The 17,349-nt window shown below is 43.2% G+C and carries 14 protein-coding genes and 1 riboswitch; of the genes, 8 read left to right on the top strand and 6 right to left on the bottom strand.

Annotated features, from left to right (window positions below; genetic code table 11):
* Nucleotides 1–225 precede the first annotated feature (225 nt).
* Nucleotides 226–2,664, top strand: coding sequence for an endopeptidase La (gene lon / locus DK187_RS00880; protein ID WP_188322911.1), 2,439 nt, complete (start codon nt 226–228; stop codon nt 2,662–2,664).
* Nucleotides 2,665–2,820: 156 nt separating this feature from the next.
* Nucleotides 2,821–4,200, top strand: a complete 1,380-nt coding sequence (locus tag DK187_RS00875) for an MATE family efflux transporter (protein ID WP_111605434.1) — start codon at nt 2,821–2,823, stop codon at nt 4,198–4,200.
* A gap of 4 nt (nt 4,201–4,204) precedes the next feature.
* Here DK187_RS00875 and DK187_RS00870 read toward each other — a convergent pair whose 3' ends face one another.
* Nucleotides 4,205–4,963, bottom strand: a complete 759-nt coding sequence (locus tag DK187_RS00870; RefSeq protein ID WP_111605433.1) for a TlyA family RNA methyltransferase — start codon at nt 4,961–4,963, stop codon at nt 4,205–4,207.
* A 122-nt stretch (nt 4,964–5,085) separates the two neighbouring features.
* On the opposite strand from DK187_RS00870, the gene DK187_RS00865 reads away from it, so the two are divergent.
* The gene (locus DK187_RS00865; protein WP_111605432.1) at nt 5,086–5,922 is read left to right on the top strand and encodes a sulfurtransferase; all 837 of its coding nucleotides are present in this window, start codon (nt 5,086–5,088) and stop codon (nt 5,920–5,922) included.
* 59 nt (nt 5,923–5,981) lie between these two features.
* Here DK187_RS00865 and DK187_RS00860 read toward each other — a convergent pair whose 3' ends face one another.
* Nucleotides 5,982–6,299 carry a hypothetical protein gene (locus DK187_RS00860; RefSeq protein ID WP_111605431.1) on the bottom strand — a complete coding sequence of 106 codons (318 nt, stop codon included), beginning with the start codon at nt 6,297–6,299 and terminating at the stop codon, nt 5,982–5,984.
* Nucleotides 6,300–6,538: 239 nt separating this feature from the next.
* On the opposite strand from DK187_RS00860, the gene DK187_RS00855 reads away from it, so the two are divergent.
* Nucleotides 6,539–7,555, top strand: a complete 1,017-nt coding sequence (locus DK187_RS00855) for a glycosyltransferase family 9 protein (RefSeq protein ID WP_162623460.1) — start codon at nt 6,539–6,541, stop codon at nt 7,553–7,555.
* A gap of 19 nt (nt 7,556–7,574) precedes the next feature.
* Nucleotides 7,575–8,672, top strand: coding sequence for a glycosyltransferase family 4 protein (locus DK187_RS00850; protein WP_111605429.1), 1,098 nt, complete (start codon nt 7,575–7,577; stop codon nt 8,670–8,672).
* Between the two features lie 3 nt (nt 8,673–8,675).
* Here the strand turns inward: DK187_RS00850 and DK187_RS00845 are convergent, their stop codons facing one another.
* Genes DK187_RS00845 through DK187_RS00830 form a run of 4 tightly spaced genes read right to left on the bottom strand, consistent with a single transcriptional unit; the run spans nt 8,676 to nt 12,628 of the window.
* A complete protein-coding gene (locus DK187_RS00845; protein ID WP_111605428.1) occupies nt 8,676–9,464 on the bottom strand; it encodes a glycosyltransferase family 2 protein in 789 nt (262 codons plus the stop codon).
* Entirely contained in the window at nt 9,461–10,483 is a 1,023-nt protein-coding gene (gene waaF / locus DK187_RS00840) for a lipopolysaccharide heptosyltransferase II (RefSeq protein WP_111605427.1), read from the bottom strand. Before waaF ends, DK187_RS00845 begins: the two co-directional genes overlap by 4 nt.
* Entirely contained in the window at nt 10,476–11,423 is a 948-nt protein-coding gene (gene rfaD, locus DK187_RS00835) for an ADP-glyceromanno-heptose 6-epimerase (RefSeq protein ID WP_111605426.1), read from the bottom strand. Before rfaD ends, waaF begins: the two co-directional genes overlap by 8 nt.
* Before the next feature lie 56 nt (nt 11,424–11,479).
* Nucleotides 11,480–12,628 (bottom strand): AGE family epimerase/isomerase, encoded by a 1,149-nt coding sequence (locus DK187_RS00830; protein WP_111605425.1) that lies wholly within the window; start codon nt 12,626–12,628, stop codon nt 11,480–11,482.
* 96 nt (nt 12,629–12,724) lie between these two features.
* Here DK187_RS00830 and hldE point away from each other — a divergent pair, with 96 nt between their 5' ends.
* The 3 genes from hldE to DK187_RS00815 are packed head-to-tail and all read left to right on the top strand — an operon-like array spanning nt 12,725 to nt 17,172.
* Nucleotides 12,725–14,152, top strand: coding sequence for a bifunctional D-glycero-beta-D-manno-heptose-7-phosphate kinase/D-glycero-beta-D-manno-heptose 1-phosphate adenylyltransferase HldE (gene hldE, locus DK187_RS00825; RefSeq protein ID WP_111605502.1), 1,428 nt, complete (start codon nt 12,725–12,727; stop codon nt 14,150–14,152).
* A complete protein-coding gene (gene msbA / locus DK187_RS00820) occupies nt 14,153–15,943 on the top strand; it encodes a lipid A export permease/ATP-binding protein MsbA (protein ID WP_111605424.1) in 1,791 nt (596 codons plus the stop codon).
* 2 nt (nt 15,944–15,945) lie between these two features.
* Nucleotides 15,946–17,172 carry a 3-deoxy-D-manno-octulosonic acid transferase gene (locus DK187_RS00815; protein ID WP_111605423.1) on the top strand — a complete coding sequence of 409 codons (1,227 nt, stop codon included), beginning with the start codon at nt 15,946–15,948 and terminating at the stop codon, nt 17,170–17,172.
* A gap of 22 nt (nt 17,173–17,194) precedes the next feature.
* Nucleotides 17,195–17,311, top strand: a riboswitch (TPP riboswitch).
* Nucleotides 17,312–17,349: the final 38 nt, after the last annotated feature.

Below are 17,349 nucleotides of genomic sequence, written 5' to 3'. Positions count from 1 at the left end.
CGAGTTGTGTGTAAGTCATGGCGGCTATAATAACACTAAGTTGGTATTGACCAAATAACTAATCCTGTCTGTACGGTTAGTTATTGGTGAAGTAAGTAAGGATTGGGAAAAGTGAGGGGTGGTGTTGTTTTCAGAAATATTGTCATTACATATGGAATAACCAGTAAGAAGTAGCGAATGTCTATTTTTGAAGTTTGAACCTTTAGATTCATTGAGAAATATAGTATGAACGATGACGAACAATATTCAGATGCACAAGAAGGAAATGAAGTCATATCAGAAGAGGAGAGTGTGGTGATCAGTGATCCACGAGGTCTTGCACTTCCTGATGATGTGTTGCCTGACACACTTTTTATTTTACCTATTTCAAGTCGTCCTTTTTTTCCGGCGCAAGTTCAGCCGGTTATGGTTGATGCAGAGCAGTGGGAAAACACATTAGAACGTATTGCGGAGCATCCTCAGGCTGCTGTGGGTTTGGTCTATGCTGACAAAAAAGCCAAAAAAACGCCTTCTGTTGACGAGTTTCGAGCGATAGGTTGCGTCGCTAGAGTCCATAGAGCAGAGAAGCAAAATGATAAATTAACGTTTTTGGCACAAGGCGTGAAACGGTTTGAGGTGATTGAATGGCTGAGTGAAGAAGCGCCTTATCTTGCCCGTGTGCGTTATATCAATGATGTGAAGTCAAACGATGACGAGTCGAAGGCTTATTCTATTGCCATACTGGATGCGATTAAGCAGCTGATTCGTTTGAATCCATTGTTTAGTGAGGATCTACGACAATATTTGGGACGATTCTCGTTTAATGAATCGGGGTTATTGGCGGATTTTGCCGCGTCGATTACCTCGGCAGAAGCGGAAGACTTGTATGATGTGTTAGCGACCATATCTATTCCTGCTCGTATGCATTTGTCTCTGACACTGCTAAGAAAAGAGTTAGAAATTGCGCGTCTTCAGAACGAAATAAGCGCTGAAGTGAACGATAAGATTAGTAAGCATCAACGAGACTTTTTTCTAAAAGAGCAGTTGAAAGTCATTCAGAAAGAGTTAGGCATTTCGAAAGATGATCGCACCTCAGATGTGGAAACATTTCAGGCTCGATTGGAAGGAAAAACCTTATCGAAAGCCGTGAATGATAAGATTCAAGAAGAGCTGCATAAGCTGAGTATTCTTGAAACCGGTTCGCCTGAATACGGTGTGACGCGTAATTATTTAGATTGGGCAACAGCCTTACCTTGGGGTGTGCATTCAAAAGATAACCTAGACATTGCCTTAGCCCGTGATGTACTTGAGTCTCATCATGCGGGTCTAGGGGATATAAAGGATCGCATTGTAGAGTTCTTAGCTCTTGGTGCGCATCGCGGTGAAATGGGCGGCTCTATTTTGTTGTTAGTGGGCCCTCCAGGGGTTGGTAAAACGTCAATTGGTAAATCGATCGCTGAGTCGTTGAATCGTAAGTTTTATCGTTTTAGTCTTGGTGGCATGAGAGACGAAGCGGAGATAAAAGGTCATCGACGCACCTATATAGGCGCATTGCCAGGCAAGTTTGTACAAGCCCTGAAGGATGTGGAGGTTGAAAACCCTGTCATCATGTTGGATGAGATCGACAAGATTGGCTCTTCTTTTCAAGGCGATCCGGCTTCTTCTTTATTAGAAGCGTTGGACCCTGAGCAAAATAGTGAGTTCTTAGATCATTATTTAGATATGCGTATCGATTTGTCGAAAGCCTTGTTTATATGTACCGCTAACCAGCTTGACACCATTCCACCTCCTTTATTGGATCGAATGGATGTTATTCGCTTGTCTGGTTATATAGGCGATGAAAAACTGGCGATTGCCAAGCAGCATTTATGGCCAAAATTGCTAAAGAAAAACAAGCTGCTTAAAAAGCAGTTAAACATTACCGATGCGGCCTTGCGCCATATTATCGAGCATTATGCCCGTGAAGCAGGTGTTCGAGGCTTAGATAAATTGCTGCAAAAGGTATTGCGTAAATGCGTGGTCGAGCTGATGACGGGCGAAAAAGAGCGTATTAATATCGGCGTGAAAGATGTCGAAACGCTGTTGGGAATGCCATATTTTAGACCTGAGAAAACCTTGCAAGGGGTAGGCGTGGTGACAGGTTTAGCCTGGACTTCCATGGGGGGAGCGACGTTACCGATTGAAGCCAACAAGGTACATGAATTAACGCGAGGCTTGAAACTCACAGGCAAGCTGGGTGATGTGATGAAGGAATCCGCCGAAATTGCTTATTCGTACGTATTTTCTCATACGAAGAGTTATCAAAAAGCCCCTGAGTTTTTTGATAAGAGCCTTGTGCATCTGCATGTGCCTGAAGGGGCAACGCCAAAAGACGGCCCAAGCGCGGGTATTTCGATGGCGACAGCTTTGCTATCTTTGGCCAAAGGCGAACCCGTGCGTCGAGGATTGGCGATGACAGGTGAGCTTACTTTAACGGGTCAAGTGCTCGCTGTTGGCGGTATTCGTGAAAAAATCATTGCCGCAAAACGCAGTAAAATTAGTGAAGTGATTTTGCCTGAGCCGAATCGTCGTGATTTTGAGGAGCTGCCTGAATCCGTTAAAGACGGTATGACGGTGCATTTTGCCGAGCGTTTTGCTGATGTTGAAAAGATCGTTTTTAATCGCTCAAATAATCATCTTCATTAAGTTATTCACAAAGTAAGCATTTTCTCAAAACCTCATACATGAGAAAATATGGAACCGGACGAGCGGGTGCTTGTCCGGTTTTTTATTATTTGTCGTATCGTTTGGCGTTGCTTTTGTGATGTTGCATAGTGGATACGCCATTTTTAGGGGAAACGAATGCCTGGTCCGGCAAAGCTTACGCAAGGTTCAACGTTTAAGCATGTGGTTAGCATGTCTGTTACTGGCGCGTTAGGCTTGATGTGTATGTTTTTGGTAGACCTTGTCGATATGCTGTTTCTTTCTATGTTGGGAGAGAAAGAAGCGGTGGCGGCAGTGGGGTTTGCCAGTACCATCATGTTTTTTACCATTTCCTTGAGCATTGCTGTGTCGATTTCGGCGACCGCATTGGTATCAAAAGCCATCGGTGAAGGAAATATCGAATTAGCTAAGCGTCGAGCCGTTAATGTATTGGCGTTTGGTATCCTGTTTTCGTCAGGTGTTGTCTGGCTTTTATGGTCAAATATTCCTCATATTTTGTTGTACATTGGTGCGACGGGTCGAACTCTTGACTTAGCGACAGACTATTTGCAGATTTTAGTGATCGGTATGCCTGCCGTCATGATTGGCATGATAGGGTCTGGAATCATGCGTGCCTTAGGGGATGCGCGTCGTGCGATGTACGCTACACTAGTGGGTGGGCTGGTCAATGCCGTGTTAGATCCTATCTTTATTTTTGCTTTTGGATTAGGGGTGCAAGGTGCTGCTATTGCCTCGTTGATTGCGCGCTTTTCCATGGTGGCCGTGTCTTATTACGGTGTCGTTTATATCCATAAAATGTTGGGTGAATTCGACCTTATAGACTTTTTTAAGGATGTGAGGTCCATTTCTGTGATTGCCGTTCCTGCGATGTTAACCAATATGTCGTCTCCGCTAGCAAACGCGATTGTCATGGAGCATACCTCGTCATTTGGCGATGATGCGGTGGCCGCTGTGGCAGTGATAGGACGTATTATTCCCGTTGTCTTTGGCGGGGTGTTTGCTTTATCTGGGGCGGTCGGGCCGATATTAGGGCAAAATTACGGTGCAGGTCGGTTTGATCGAATGCACAGTACGATTAGTAGCGCTGTCGTTTATGCTTTTGGTTACTGTTTGTTGTTGTGTGTTGTGTTGTATCAGATGCAGGATTGGCTGGTGGCCACTTTCAATGCCACACAAGGCAGCGCTGATATTATTCGTTTTTTTGCGACCTTTGTTTCCTTTAGTTTTTTCTTTCAAAGTTTGTTGTTTATTGCCATTGCGGTGTTTAATAATTTGGGTAAGCCCTTAAATAGTACGTTACTGAACTTCGGACGCGCGACGCTTGGAACTTGGCCGCTTATTACGGTGTTTTCTCTTTTTATGGGAGCAGAGGGAATATTGTTTGGACAAGCTATTGGTTCGGTGATTTTTGGCTGTTTGGGTTTCTATATGGCAAGAAATTACATCACTGAGCTAGAAGAGAAGGAAGCTAAAGAAATCCTACCAAGTAATCATCTTAGCTTCGATGAGATTATTTGACCCGTTATACTTTTATCGCCCAGAGTAAAAATTCTTGGTTGCCATCCCCGCCTTTTATTGGGCTTTCAATATAGCATTTCACTTCAAAACCGAGCGATGTAATAAAGGCTTTCATGTCGTGTTCAAGCTGATCGACACGGGGTTTGTTTTTGACGATTCCCCCTTTACCAATAAATTCTTTTCCTACCTCAAATTGTGGCTTTACTAGAGTAATAATATGGCCATTTTTAGTCAGTAAATTTGGCAACTGAGGCAGAATCTTAGTTTGTGAGATAAAAGAGACGTCCATGACAGCAAGATCAAAACCCTTTTGAGGAAAGTGTCCCTGTAAATCTGCTGCTGACAAGTCACGTGCATTGATGCCTTCTAAGCAGACAATTTTTTGATGATGGCGCAGTCTAGGGTCTAATTGGTCGTGACCCACTTCAACTCCGACCACTTTTGCCGCGCCGTGTTGAATAGCGCAGTCACTAAAGCCTCCGGTAGATTGGCCGATATCTAGGACATGAAAGCCTTCGATGTTTAATTGAGTGTGCAATAAAGCGCCTTCAAGCTTTAATGCCCCGCGTGAGACATACTTATCGGCTTCATCCTCAGTAAGGCTAAGTTCGATATCCGAGGAGAGTTTTAAGCTAGGTTTGGTGACTTTTATCCACTGTGCGTTTTGTTTGTATGATACTCGTCCTTCACTGATAAAGGTTTGTGCCTGTGAGCGTGATTTGGCCAGGCCTTGCTCCGTGAGAATTAGGTCGATACGTAACATAGAAACACTCAATAGTAAGATAACGGTCGTGAATATTAGCAAAAATTACAGAATCAAAGTAGATTTAAACCAATAGAAAAGGTCTGTTTTATGACCGTGGATGACTGTCTGAGGAAAAGCCTGTGTTATTAAAAACGTTAATAAATACAAATGAACTGGCCATACTGCTTGGGCTGCCAGATGTGGTTGTTTTAGATTGTCGGTTTTATTTGACCGATCACTCCAAGGGTAGGTCAGAGTACGACAAGGGTCACATTCCCGGTGCTATTTTTGTGGATGTCCATCATGAGTTGGCTTCGCCAGAAACCGCGTTGACTGGCCGGCATCCTTTGCCAGAGGAAATGGTTTTTTCTAAGCAGTTGCAAAATTGGGGTATTGATATGAATTCTCAAGTCATCGTTTATGATGATATGGGAGGCGCCATTGCCGCTCGTGCTTGGTGGATGCTCAGTCAGCAAAATGTGAATGTTCGCGTTTTGAATGGTGGCTTTCCAGCATGGTGCAAACAATGCAAAGACGTCTCTGTGACCCCCAGTATTGCCACGCCAACATCAACTCAAATAAAGGTGTCATTTCCTTGGGCTATTAGTGAGCAAGCCATTGTGGAAAACTTTGAAACCAATCAATTTCAGTTAGTGGACGCGCGGGCAGCAGATCGATTTAATGGCGAAAATGAAACGATAGACCCTGTTGCGGGCCATATTCCAGGTGCGATCAACCGTCCTTTCTCCGATAATTTAGACCCTGAGGGGTACTTTAAACCCGCTGAGCAGTTGCATGTTGAGTGGCAAGATTGGCTGTCTGATAATGGTGATGCTTATGTGTATTATTGTGGATCCGGTGTCACGGCTTGCCACAATGTTTTGGCTTTAAATCATGCGGGTATAGAAGCAAAACAAGTGTACGTGGGATCATGGAGCCAATGGTCTAAGAGAATGCTGAGAGCGTTAGCGACTTGATACGAACAAAACTTAGCCTCTATCGAATAGAGGCTAAGTGGTTTATAAGGTTATTAAGCTTAGTTTGGTGTTGCGCCAGCCATAAAAATTTGCACTTGTTGGTGTGTTTCCCCCCAGATGTGTGACTTAATGGCGTGCAAAAAATGTTCTGCTTCTTTTAGTGTGACAATGCCGTCCATTAATTTGATGCCAATGCCTTCTTGGGTAAAGAAAAAGTACCAGGTGTGCTTGTCTATAATCGCTTCACCTTCTCCATTATTGTAATTGACTTGCTCAAACGGATAATCGCTGGGAATAAAGCAGGCAAGCTCTTGTCCTGCCGCGCCATAGTTGAGATCAGGGATGTAGCCTTGACGATCGACCAGTTCAAATTTCATGTGGAACTCCTTGTTGTTTCTTTAATAGACTAGTGTGGCTTAGAGGGTTTTGGCTACACTTTTTATTGAAAGCGCTAAAGAACCTACTTAAAATATGTGTGATTTTGTCTGCAGAGCATTAATTACTCGATTTAGCTCTTATTTTTTTATAGTGAAAGCGTAAACCTTGCTAATATGGTTACTCATTAATAGGCCATTATTAGGCAAATGCCAAGAGCTTAATGTCAGGAAATTTGTTTATGTCGGAAGTGAATAAGATTTTAGTAGTGCGTAACGATAAAATTGGCGATTTTGTCCTTGCTTTACCGGCAATACAAGCTATAAAGAGTGCCTTTCCTAATGCTACGTTGATTGCTTTAGTACCTGATTACACAAAAGAGATAGCCCAAGCTTTCGCATGGATTGATGACATTATTATTGATCCTAAGGACCCCAAAAACAAAAAAGCCTTAGTTACAGAGCTTAAAAATCATAATTTTGATGCAGTGATTTGTTTGTTTTCAGATGCTTATAATGCCACCTTGGTTCGGCAAGCGAAGATACCGATGAGAGTTGCTCCGGCCACGAAGTGGGTGCAGTTTTTATATACTCACAGATTGAGTCAGCGTCGTTCAAAGTCACTTAAACCCGAATTTGAATACAATGTAGACCTTGCTCACTATTTTATTGAATTGTTGGGAGGGAAAGTTCAAAAAGCCATCTCACCGATGTTTTCTTATGCATCAGAGGATTTAACTAAGCAGTTACATAAACTTGATGCCATTGGTGTTAGCGTTGATCGTAAGTTGTGCTTTATTCATCCAGTGACTGGTGGATCATCTAATACGCTTACGCAAGCTCAATGGGTGAAATTGATTATTTTTTTAGACGGGCTCGACCATTTTCATTTTGTGATTACTGCCGGTCCCGGTGAAGCACCTGTTTCTCAAGCTTTAGTTGAAGCATTGCAAGGCTTGATTGGCCATGTAAGCTTGTATGATAAGAATGATGGAATTGCTGATTTTATGTGTTCTATTGCCACTGCTGCTTTGTTTGTTGCTGGGTCAACAGGGCCATTACATATTGCTGGCGCGATAGATGTACCAACTATTGGTTTTTATCCTAATAAGCGTTCTTCTAAACCTTTACGCTGGAAAACGCTTAATACAGAAGGTCGTTGGTTGCCGTTTACCACGAGTGATCCAAATTCATCTTTGACAGATCTTGATGTGACCAGTGTGTTTGAAGAAATAAAAGTTTGGTATATGAATCTCTAATCAAGGAAATACATTGAAAATGTCTAATAAGATGAATGTGCTGCATATTTGCCTTTCAACTGGTTTTGGTGGGTTGGAGATGTACCCTATGCGAGTCGGGGCGACCATGATGTCTCAGGGTTGTCATGTTTATGGTATAGGGCAAGCTGGAACGCCAACGAATGCTCGTATGGTTGAAACATTTGATAGTACTTTATCGTTAGCGAGCCGCGGTGAAGGTTATCGAAAACTGTTTAGTATTGCCCAGTGGATTAAGCAGCGCGAAATTGATGTTGTTCACTGTCACAAATCTAGTGATTTGACGCTTGCTGTTTTATTAAAAAAATTGTGTGGTTTTAAACTGATTTATACAGATCACATGGGGGCTAAGCGATCAAAAAGAGACTTTTATCATCGTTTTATATATCGAAATGTCGACTTGGTTTTATCCATTAGCAATTTTACTCGTGCGAGAAATGTTAAAGCCCTCCCTATGCCAGAAAGTAAAATAAAAAGATTGTGGTATGGAACCGAAATTGCTGATATTGAAGACATTGAGTTTAATTTAAAAGCTGAGTTATCTCTTCCTCTAGATGCCATTTTGATCGGTATTGTTGGGCGTTTATCCAATGGTAAAGGGCATTTAGAGCTATTGAAGGCATTTAAACAGCTAAGATTAAGTCAAGCGCACCTAATCATTGTTGGTGGGCTTACTGCTGAAACGGGCGGATCTACTGAATATGTGCGGATGCTTGAGTCTTATGTGATCGAAAACGATTTGCAAGACAAAGTGACGTTTTATGGTTTCACTAACAAGCCTGATCTTTTGTTGAAGACCGTTGATATCGTAGTGATCCCTTCGCACAATGAAGCCTTTGGGTTGACGGTTATTGAAGCCATGGCAGCGAGAAAAGCGATTGTTGGTTCAAGTCATGGTGCGATTCCTGAGCTTTTGGAAGATACTGGTGTGGTTGTCGATCCATTTGATACTGAGGCCTTTGCTCATGCGATAGACAACCTTAGCTCTAATGCTGATGAAAGAGAGCGTTTGTCTCTTTTGGCAAGAAAACGTGCTTGTGATTTTTTTGATCAGAAAAAGCACGTTGATACCTTGTTAGAAATATATCGGACTTGCTGATAGTTAACTGGGGCGCTTAGGTTGAGAGCGTATCCATAGGTCGGCGTATTTCACAAAAGTGGAGTGCGCCGACAATACCGCGAGAAGAAATCCTTGCTTTCCATCCAAAAATCCACGCTTTATTAAATACATTTTTACGAAGCAGGCAAAAGCATGTAGCGTAGCATTGCTTAGCGATGTTTTTTTGCCACGTTTTTCCTTTTGATCTGCTGATAGTTTTGCATAAGAGGCCGATTTAACTAAGTAGTGCTGCAGATCATCGTAAGTGTAATGTGTTAAATCACCTTTTAACGATTCGAGCTTCACGTCCTTTGCTAACAGTACCTTTTCATGTACTAAATCGTCTGAGTAATGACCTTCACTGACTTTATAAAGCCGAGTGACGCGATCCGGATACCAGCCAGAGTGCTCAATAAAGCGCCCAAATACCCAGCTTTTACGATTAATGCTATAGGCCGTTTGTGTCTTGTTATCACTAAGGGCTTTTAAAATGCTGTTTTTAAGCTCTTCAGTAACGATTTCATCGGCATCAATCCATAATACATAGTCTGTTTTTACATATTGTTGAGCGGCTTGTCGTTGTAAACCAAACCCTTGCCAGTTTGATTTCAAATAAAAATGTTCTGTGTATTTTTCTGCAATTTCTCGAGTATTGTCCTCACTGCCGGAGTCTAAAATGACAATATCATCCACCCATCCTGTTAAACTATTTAAGCAGGACTCTAAATTTTTAGACTCATTTTTGACAATGAGTGCCGCAGATAAAGTGGCTTTTGAGATTTTGCTCGTCATAGTGATGATTCCGAAGGCATTAGATTTAAAGCGTTGATGACTTTTTCTGGCGTTAATTGATTTTGACAGTTCGTGTGCCCCAATGGGCAAGTCCGTTTAAAACAAGGTGAGCACTCAAGATGAAGGTTATGAATGGTCTTGTTGTCTGTCAGAGGTGGGGTGAACGCTTCACTGGTTGAGCCATAGATGCCGTGAACTTCTGTTCCTACAGCGGCCGCGATGTGCATCAAACCAGAATCATTGCTCACCGCTTTTTCTGCAGCGGCAAGTAGGTCTATCGCATCGACTAATTGTGTTTTACCGCATAAATTATGGGCAAATTCGCCTAATCCTTTTGTTATTATTTCGCCATCCGAAGCGTCTTTTGGGCCACCTAAGACCCAAATTTGGTAACCCGAGTCAATGGCGTTTTTCGCTAATTCGTGAAAATAGCCAATAGGCCATTGTTTGGAGGGGCCAAATTCCGCCCCAGCCATCAGTGCAATGGCTGGCCTATTGGATAAATTGTGTTGTTGGTAAAGACTTTTCTGATTATCTGGATGGACGCTTAAAGTAGGAGGTGGAATATTCAAAGGTGGATACGCTAGCTCTTTGGGCAATCCCAAAGACGTAAAGCGTTTTACGGTTTGGTTTAAGATACTTTTATCGAGCTTGCGACGATCGTTAAGTAATAGATAGCGCTGCTCACCTGTAAAGCCAACGCGATGCGGTACCTTGGCAAAAAAGGGGACTAGTGCTGATTTCCATGACCTTGGCATCACGATCGCATTATCATACTTTTCTGAACGAAGGGAATGTCCTAACTTGCGACGTGTGCTGAGGCCCCACTCCCCATGACCTGTAGGGAGAGAAATAGCCCGTCTAACTTGTGGCATTCGGGCTAGAATAGGCAGCGACCAGTTCGGCCCAATGACATCAATAATTGCTTCTTCATCACGCTGCTTTAGTGTAATAAAGAGACTTTGAGCCATCACCATGTCACCCACCCAAGACGGGCCGACTATTAAATATTTAGCCATGTGTATCAAGCCAACCTAAGTAATCCTGGACACCTTGTGCTAAACCACGAAAATTGCCCTTGTAGCCTGCATCACGCAGTTTACTGATGTCTGCTTGTGTAAAGCTTTGATAAGCGCCTTTCAAGTGTTCAGGGAAAGGAATGTATTCAATTTCGCCTTTTTTATAATGGGCGATAACCGTTTCCGCGATGGTGCGGAAAGGCTCTGCTTTGCCAGTACCAAGGTTAAAAATTCCGGATTTTTCTGGGTTTTCTAGGAACCAAAGTTTGGTGTTTACGAGATCTTCAACATATATGAAATCTCGGCTTTGACCGCCTGCTTCATAACCATCGTAGGCACCAAACAATTTCGGATTTTCGCCTGCCAGTACTTGATTACGAAGATGAAAAGCCACACTGGCCATGCTGCCTTTGTGTTGTTCACGAGGACCATAGACATTGAAATAACGGAAACCTACTATTTGGCTTTTCGCTTTCGGCAACACAGCACGAACATATTGATCAAATTGAAATTTAGAGTAGGCATACATATTAAGCGGTTTTTCGTTTTCACGAGATTCTTGGAAAACCGGACCAGAACCGTAAACCGAAGCAGAGGATGCATAAGAGAAGGCCGCTTCATGCTTTAGGCAAAAATCCAATACGGCTTTTGAATATTGGTAATTGACGTCCATCACATATTTGCCGTTCCATTCTGTGGTGGCTGAGCAAGCACCTTCATGGAAAACAGCCATCGGGTTCATACCCAAGGTGTCATTTTTAATGGCCTCTAAAAAATCGTACATGTCCATGTAATCGGCTATATCAAGGTCAGATAGATTCAGACACTTTTTTCCGTCTGTCAGGTCGTCGACGAGAAGGATGTTTGTGATGCCTTTTTTATTTAAGGCTTTAATGATATTGCTGCCAATGAATCCAGCACCACCAGTGACTATATACATAACTTATGTCCTATGTTGTCTTTGTTAAGAGTCTCTTGAAAAGCAGACTTTTTTACTTAAAAAGAATCTTCTAAATCATTATTTGCTTTTGCCCATGCTATCACTTCTGTCAGGCCTAGAAAAATATGATAGCTGCTCGTGCCTGGGAGTGGAAAGTCTTTTGGCGTATTATCGGCATTAAGGTATTCATTCCAGCACCCATTTGGCTGTAAATAGTGCTGTTGCACAAAGTCGAGCGCTTTTTCTAAACGATCTACTTTTTCTTCTTTCCCGATGGGCATAACCGTGATGGCTTTCAGGTATTCAGTGATCGGCCAGATACGTTTCTCTTTGTCGATGGGGTGGTAGTCGTTGCCGTCGATCTGGTTGTAAATTCCCCCGTTATTTGCCAGTCCATGTCGGCTAGCCGTTAGCCAGAGTTGCTGTGCAAGGTCGGTATAGTCTGAGTTAGGTAAAATTTTATTAGCTTGATAAAGCAACCATACCCACTCAAAGTGATGGCCAGGTTCTACCAGATGTCCCGTCGTTGGGTGTGGTTGCCAGTCTGAGTTAAAAAACTCACGCAGTGTTTTGGATTTTTTATCGTAAAAATGCGCTAAGGCTAAGGTAAGAAGGGATTGTATGGTTGCTTTGTAGTCAGCATCTTGGGTGACTTCAAAGGCCGCAATATAGCCCTCTAAAAGATGCATGTGCGGGTTTTGACGGCGAGTCTGTTCAACATCAACGGGAAAAGATTCATAAAAGCCGCCGGATTCAGCCTGCATATTGTTCAAGAGAAACTGATGTGTTTCTTTCATATAAAAAAGTGCTCTGTCATCGTTTGTCACTTTGTAGTAGTGGCTAAAGGACAGTAGAACAAAGGCGAGAGCATAGGCGTCAGAGTGTTGATCTTTGATCGATAAATCGTCATTTAAGGAAAAAATCCAACGACCATCAACGAAGTATCGAGAAGTAATAAAATCGAACAGCGGCTTTAGTAATGCTTGCCAATCTTTGGTGTGATGGCGTTGGCAGGCATGGCTAAAAGTATAAAGTTGGCGGCATTGAGTAAGTAAGCGAATACGGTCAATGGCGTTTATTGTCCAGTCATGATTCATACTCTCATAGCTAAAACCCTGTTCTGTATTGATGCCATGAAGCGACCAATTCTTTAATAGCCCATCAAATAAAAAAGATTGGCTAGATAGTAGAGCGGAATTCAGCATTGTGTAAAAGCCTTATTTCGTATGTTTTAGGTATGTCCAACTTGTTGAGGGAGTATGATAAGATGAGTGTCTCTAAAAATCGATTATTATGTGGCTATGAACTCTTCGTATCTAAATTTTAAAGATAAACACATCCTAGTTGTTGGGGATGTTATGTTGGATCGCTATTGGCATGGTGGTACCTCACGCATTTCACCGGAAGCGCCTGTACAAGTGGTAAAGGTTTCCAACATTGAAGATCGCCCTGGTGGTGCGGCTAACGTGGCCCTTGGTTTGGCTAAACTGGGGGTGTCGGTCACCTTAGTTGGAGTGGTCGGTCAGGATGAAAATGCTGATATTCTTACCCAGTGTTTAGAAAAAGAGGGAGTAAACTGCCGGTTTATTCGTTCGAAAACCTTGCCAACCATTACGAAATTGCGAGTAATGAGTCGTCACCAACAGCTTATTCGTTTGGATTTTGAAGAGCGTGAAGACAGTCTTTCACAAAATGAGGCGTTGGCGAACGTGGTTGAAGAATGTTTGCCAGAATCTGACGCCGTCATTTTTTCTGATTATGCAAAAGGCTGTTTAGCAGACGTTCAGACCCTCATAAAACTGTCTAACGCTGCGAAAGTTCCGAGCTTTGTTGATCCGAAAGGCAACGATTTTTCTATTTACCAAGGCGCTACCCTAGTAAAGCCAAATCTGCTTGAATTCGAAACTATTGTAGGTAAATGCCATTCGAATAAAGAGTTAGAAGAAAAAGCCAAGGCACTACGTGAACAATTTGGTTGGAAAGCTTTATTGGTGACTCGTGGTGAAGAAGGGTTGATTTTGTTTAGTGAAGGCAAGCCGCCTTTCTCATTAGCCACAGCGGCCAAAGAAGTGTTTGATGTGACAGGAGCGGGCGATACTGTGGTCGCTGTTCTGACGGCCGTGTATGTGACCAGTAAACGTTTCATTGATGCGGTTGAATACGCTAATCAAGCAGCGGGTTATGTGGTTGGAAAGCTAGGTACGGCTTCGATTAGCGCAGACCAGCTTGAAGCGATTATGTTTAAACGTTCGCACAGCACAAACTTTGGAGTGTTGTCTCCAGAAGATTTATTAGCGCAAATAAAATTGGCGCAAATGAATGGTGAGAAAATTGTCTTCACTAATGGTTGCTTTGATATTCTTCATCCGGGACATGTTGCTTATATGAAGCAGGCCAAAGCTCTTGGTGATCGACTTATTGTCGCAGTGAATACAGATGCATCAGTGAAACGCCTCAAGGGGGAGAAGCGCCCCATTAATAACTTGATTCACCGCATGTCGGTACTTGAGGGGGTGGGAGCGATTGATTGGGTCACTTGGTTTGATGAAGATACTCCCAAGGAAATTATTGAATTTTTAACGCCTGATGTTTTGGTTAAAGGCGGTGATTACACCATAGAAACCATTGTTGGCGCTGAGCATGTGTTGGCTCATGGTGGTGAGGTCAAAGTTCTAACCTTTGTTGACGGATACTCCACGACGGCGATTATCGAGAAAGCGAATTTATAAATGCAAGATAAAGAGAATATTGAGACTGAAAATTCGCTGCAAAAAGCTCCAGCATCGAGTGTTAAAATCTATTTTCGTCTATTAGGTTATGTACGCTCGTCTTGGATATATTTGCTGCTGAGTGTGATTGGCTATGTCATTTATGCCGCCATGGAGCCTGCTTTGGCAGCGCTTTTAAAACATATTGTTGATATTGTTTCTGCAGGTAATATTTCCGAGAGCCGTCTGTTAATTCCGATGGCTATTTTGGGGGTTTTTATTGCGCGAGGAGTGGGGACTTTCTTAGGTAACTATTTTATGGCGAAGGTCGCCAATAACGTTGTCTTTGATCTGCGCACCGACATGTTTAACAAACTTGTGCTATTGCCTTCGAGTTACTACCACTCGATTCCCACGGGACGTCTGTTAGCCAAGTTGACTTATGATACAGAGCAAGTTATCGGTTCTATCACGCAAGCAATACGGGTTTTATTGCGCGAAGGCTTAACGGTTGTTGGTTTGTTAGGTTATATGATCTACATGAACTGGCGTTTGTCATTGTTGTTTTTGTTGGTCGTGCCATTAATTGGTTTAGTGGTTTCTTATGCTTCAAAACGTTTTCGTAAGTTAAGTACTCGCATCCAAAATGCCATGGGGGGAGTGACAGATGTTGCCTCAGAGGCCATTAAAGGGCACGAAGTCGTCAAGATTTTTGGTGGCAGTGAATACGAGATTGAGCGCTTTCATAAAGCGGCTCATGAAAACCGCCGCTCTCAGTTAAAAATGGAAATGACCAAATCTCTGAACATACCTATTGTGCAGTTTATTCTGGCTGTCATGATGGCGATTTTGATTTGGTTTGCGCTGAGCCCGTCTATCAGTTCGCATATGTCACCTGGTGACTTTATTGCTTTTTTGACAGCCGCTGGGATGTTGGGGAAGCCGATTCGTCAGTTGACGGATGTAAATAGTATTTTGCAAAAAGGCATTGCGGCTTCCTACAGTATTTTTGATTTTCTTGATTTGACTGAAGAGGTTGATAAAGGCCAGTCCACTGCCACTTCTTTAAAAGGTAATATTGAATGGCGTTCAATGTCCTTTAAATATCCCGGTGCGGAGAAACAAACGCTTACGAATATTAATTTGTCTTTGCCCGCCGGAAAAACGTTGGCTTTAGTTGGGCGTTCTGGCAGTGGTAAGTCCACTATGGCAAATCTAATTGCTCGCTTTTATGATGTTGATGATGGCTCGTTAAGCATAGACGGTGTGGCTATCAATGATTATAAGTTAACTGAGTTGCGCTCTAATGTTGCTTTGGTTAATCAGCAAGTGGTGCTTTTTAATGGCACCATTAAGGAGAATATTGCTTACGGTTCATTGCGTAACGCCGCTGAGGAAAGTGTGATAGAAGCTGCTAAAGCAGCCAATGCTTGGGATTTCATTCAGGAGCTTGATCATGGCTTAGATACCATGGTTGGCGAGAATGGTGTGCTGCTATCCGGTGGGCAACGCCAGCGCATTGCCATCGCGAGGGCTATTTTGAAAAATGCGCCTATTCTTATTTTGGATGAAGCTACGTCGGCATTGGATACCGAGTCTGAGCGAGCGATTCAGACTGCGTTGGATGGTTTGATGGCGAATCGAACGACCATTGCTATTGCGCATCGACTATCGACCATCGAGAATGCGGATATTATCGCGGTTGTAGATCACGGTGAAATTATTGAGCAAGGTTCTCATAGTGAGTTATTGGCGATGAATGGCGCTTACGCTCAGCTTCATAACCAGCAATTTAGTGAGACGCCAGTTTAATTATGTGGTTTTATCGAATCGCTTTGCTGCTATTAACGCCAGTTGTGTTGTTTAAAATTCGGCGTTTTAAAAAAACCTATACGGATTATCGGGCAAAAGAGGCATTTGGTATCTGGCCTTCTGTCGAGGCTGATTTATGGATCCATTGTGCGTCTGTGGGAGAGGTGCTGGCGGTTCGGCCACTGGTACTTCAATGGCGTGAAAAGTTTCCAACTCGCCGTCTTTTAATGACAACAATGACGCCAACGGGGGCGGAACAGGTAGCGAAGGCTTTTCCTTTCGCGGAGCATCGTTATTTGCCGATGGATTGGCGTTGCAGTGTTAAAAGTGCATTGAATAAAATTGCCTGTAAGCATTTATTGATTGTCGAAACTGAACTTTGGCCAAATTTGTTGCAGCTGGCCAAGCGGCAAGGTTTGCGAGTTGAGGTGGTCAATGCGCGGTTGAGTGATCGTTCTTTTCAGCGTTATCAGAAGTTTCCCCTCGTTTCGCGTCCTTTGTTTGCGCTACCTGATTGTTTTTTGGCTCATGCTCAAGCTGATGCTTTGCGTTTTGAAGCGTTAGGGGCAAAAAAAGTCTTGGTGACTGGCAGTATTAAATTTGATTTGGCTGTTCCTCCTGAAGTGTTGCAGGCGAATTGGCGTCGTCAACTTGGTTCGCGGTTTGTTTGGGTAGGGGGGAGCACTCATCAAGGGGAAGATGAAGCGCTATTGCGCATCCATAAAACCCTTATGCAGAAGTTTTCTAATGCGTTGTTGTTGCTTGTCCCTCGTCACCCGGAACGGTTTGAGGCGGTGTATGCCTTGGCCAAACAGTCTTTTGAGCGGGTTGCTCTTCGTAGTCAAATACCCCCAGACCAGTGGTCTGACTTCGATGTTGTGATTGGCGATTCGATGGGAGAGCTGATGTATTATTATCAGGCTGCCGATTTAGCCTTTGTTGGCGGAAGCCTGATTAAACGAGGAGGGCACAATCCGATTGAACCTGCTCTGCTGGGCAAGGCGGTTTTGGTGGGGCCTTATACGTTTAATTTTTTAGACATCACTGAACAGCTTTTACAGGTGAATGGTGCTGTTCGTTGTCACGACGAAGCGCAATTAGAGAGTGTAGTGGTGGATCTTGCTGGGCAATCGTCACAACGTTATCGACTTGGGCAGACTGCGTTGCGTTTTGCCGAAAAAAATCAAGGGGCAGTGACGCGAGTGCTTACGGAAATAGACTTCCGCTGAACGACTCTTTACAATAATGACTCTTTATCTCATGGGGTGCTTTGGTTGTTAAAGGCTAGAGCTGAGAAGCGGATTGACCGCTAACCCACTGAACCTGATCCAGATCATGCTGGCGTAGGAATTGAGGTAGCAAGCTAAACAATCGTATCTTGCCGTTTCTCCTGTACGCCGCTCACT

Source organism: Marinomonas arctica (assembly GCF_003259225.1).
In the GTDB taxonomy this organism is placed as follows: domain Bacteria; phylum Pseudomonadota; class Gammaproteobacteria; order Pseudomonadales; family Marinomonadaceae; genus Marinomonas; species Marinomonas arctica.
The sequence above is the reverse complement of the archived record's forward strand: the minus strand, read 5'-3'. Positions and strand labels throughout refer to the sequence as shown.

What these genes read in the sequence shown, in the direction of transcription:
- DK187_RS00815 (WP_111605423.1), top strand. Translation starts at nt 15,946, where the DNA reads ATGTGGTTTTATCGAATCGCTTTGCTGCTATTAACGCCAGTTGTGTTG.
- DK187_RS00875 (WP_111605434.1), top strand. Translation starts at nt 2,821, where the DNA reads ATGCCTGGTCCGGCAAAGCTTACGCAAGGTTCAACGTTTAAGCATGTG.
- hldE (WP_111605502.1), top strand. Translation starts at nt 12,725, where the DNA reads ATGAACTCTTCGTATCTAAATTTTAAAGATAAACACATCCTAGTTGTT.
- DK187_RS00850 (WP_111605429.1), top strand. Translation starts at nt 7,575, where the DNA reads ATGTCTAATAAGATGAATGTGCTGCATATTTGCCTTTCAACTGGTTTT.
- msbA (WP_111605424.1), top strand. Translation starts at nt 14,153, where the DNA reads ATGCAAGATAAAGAGAATATTGAGACTGAAAATTCGCTGCAAAAAGCT.
- DK187_RS00845 (WP_111605428.1), bottom strand. Translation starts at nt 9,464, where the DNA reads ATGACGAGCAAAATCTCAAAAGCCACTTTATCTGCGGCACTCATTGTC.
- DK187_RS00855 (WP_162623460.1), top strand. Translation starts at nt 6,539, where the DNA reads ATGTCGGAAGTGAATAAGATTTTAGTAGTGCGTAACGATAAAATTGGC.
- DK187_RS00870 (WP_111605433.1), bottom strand. Translation starts at nt 4,963, where the DNA reads ATGTTACGTATCGACCTAATTCTCACGGAGCAAGGCCTGGCCAAATCA.
- DK187_RS00830 (WP_111605425.1), bottom strand. Translation starts at nt 12,628, where the DNA reads ATGCTGAATTCCGCTCTACTATCTAGCCAATCTTTTTTATTTGATGGG.
- waaF (WP_111605427.1), bottom strand. Translation starts at nt 10,483, where the DNA reads ATGGCTAAATATTTAATAGTCGGCCCGTCTTGGGTGGGTGACATGGTG.
- DK187_RS00860 (WP_111605431.1), bottom strand. Translation starts at nt 6,299, where the DNA reads ATGAAATTTGAACTGGTCGATCGTCAAGGCTACATCCCTGATCTCAAC.
- lon (WP_188322911.1), top strand. Translation starts at nt 226, where the DNA reads ATGAACGATGACGAACAATATTCAGATGCACAAGAAGGAAATGAAGTC.
- rfaD (WP_111605426.1), bottom strand. Translation starts at nt 11,423, where the DNA reads ATGTATATAGTCACTGGTGGTGCTGGATTCATTGGCAGCAATATCATT.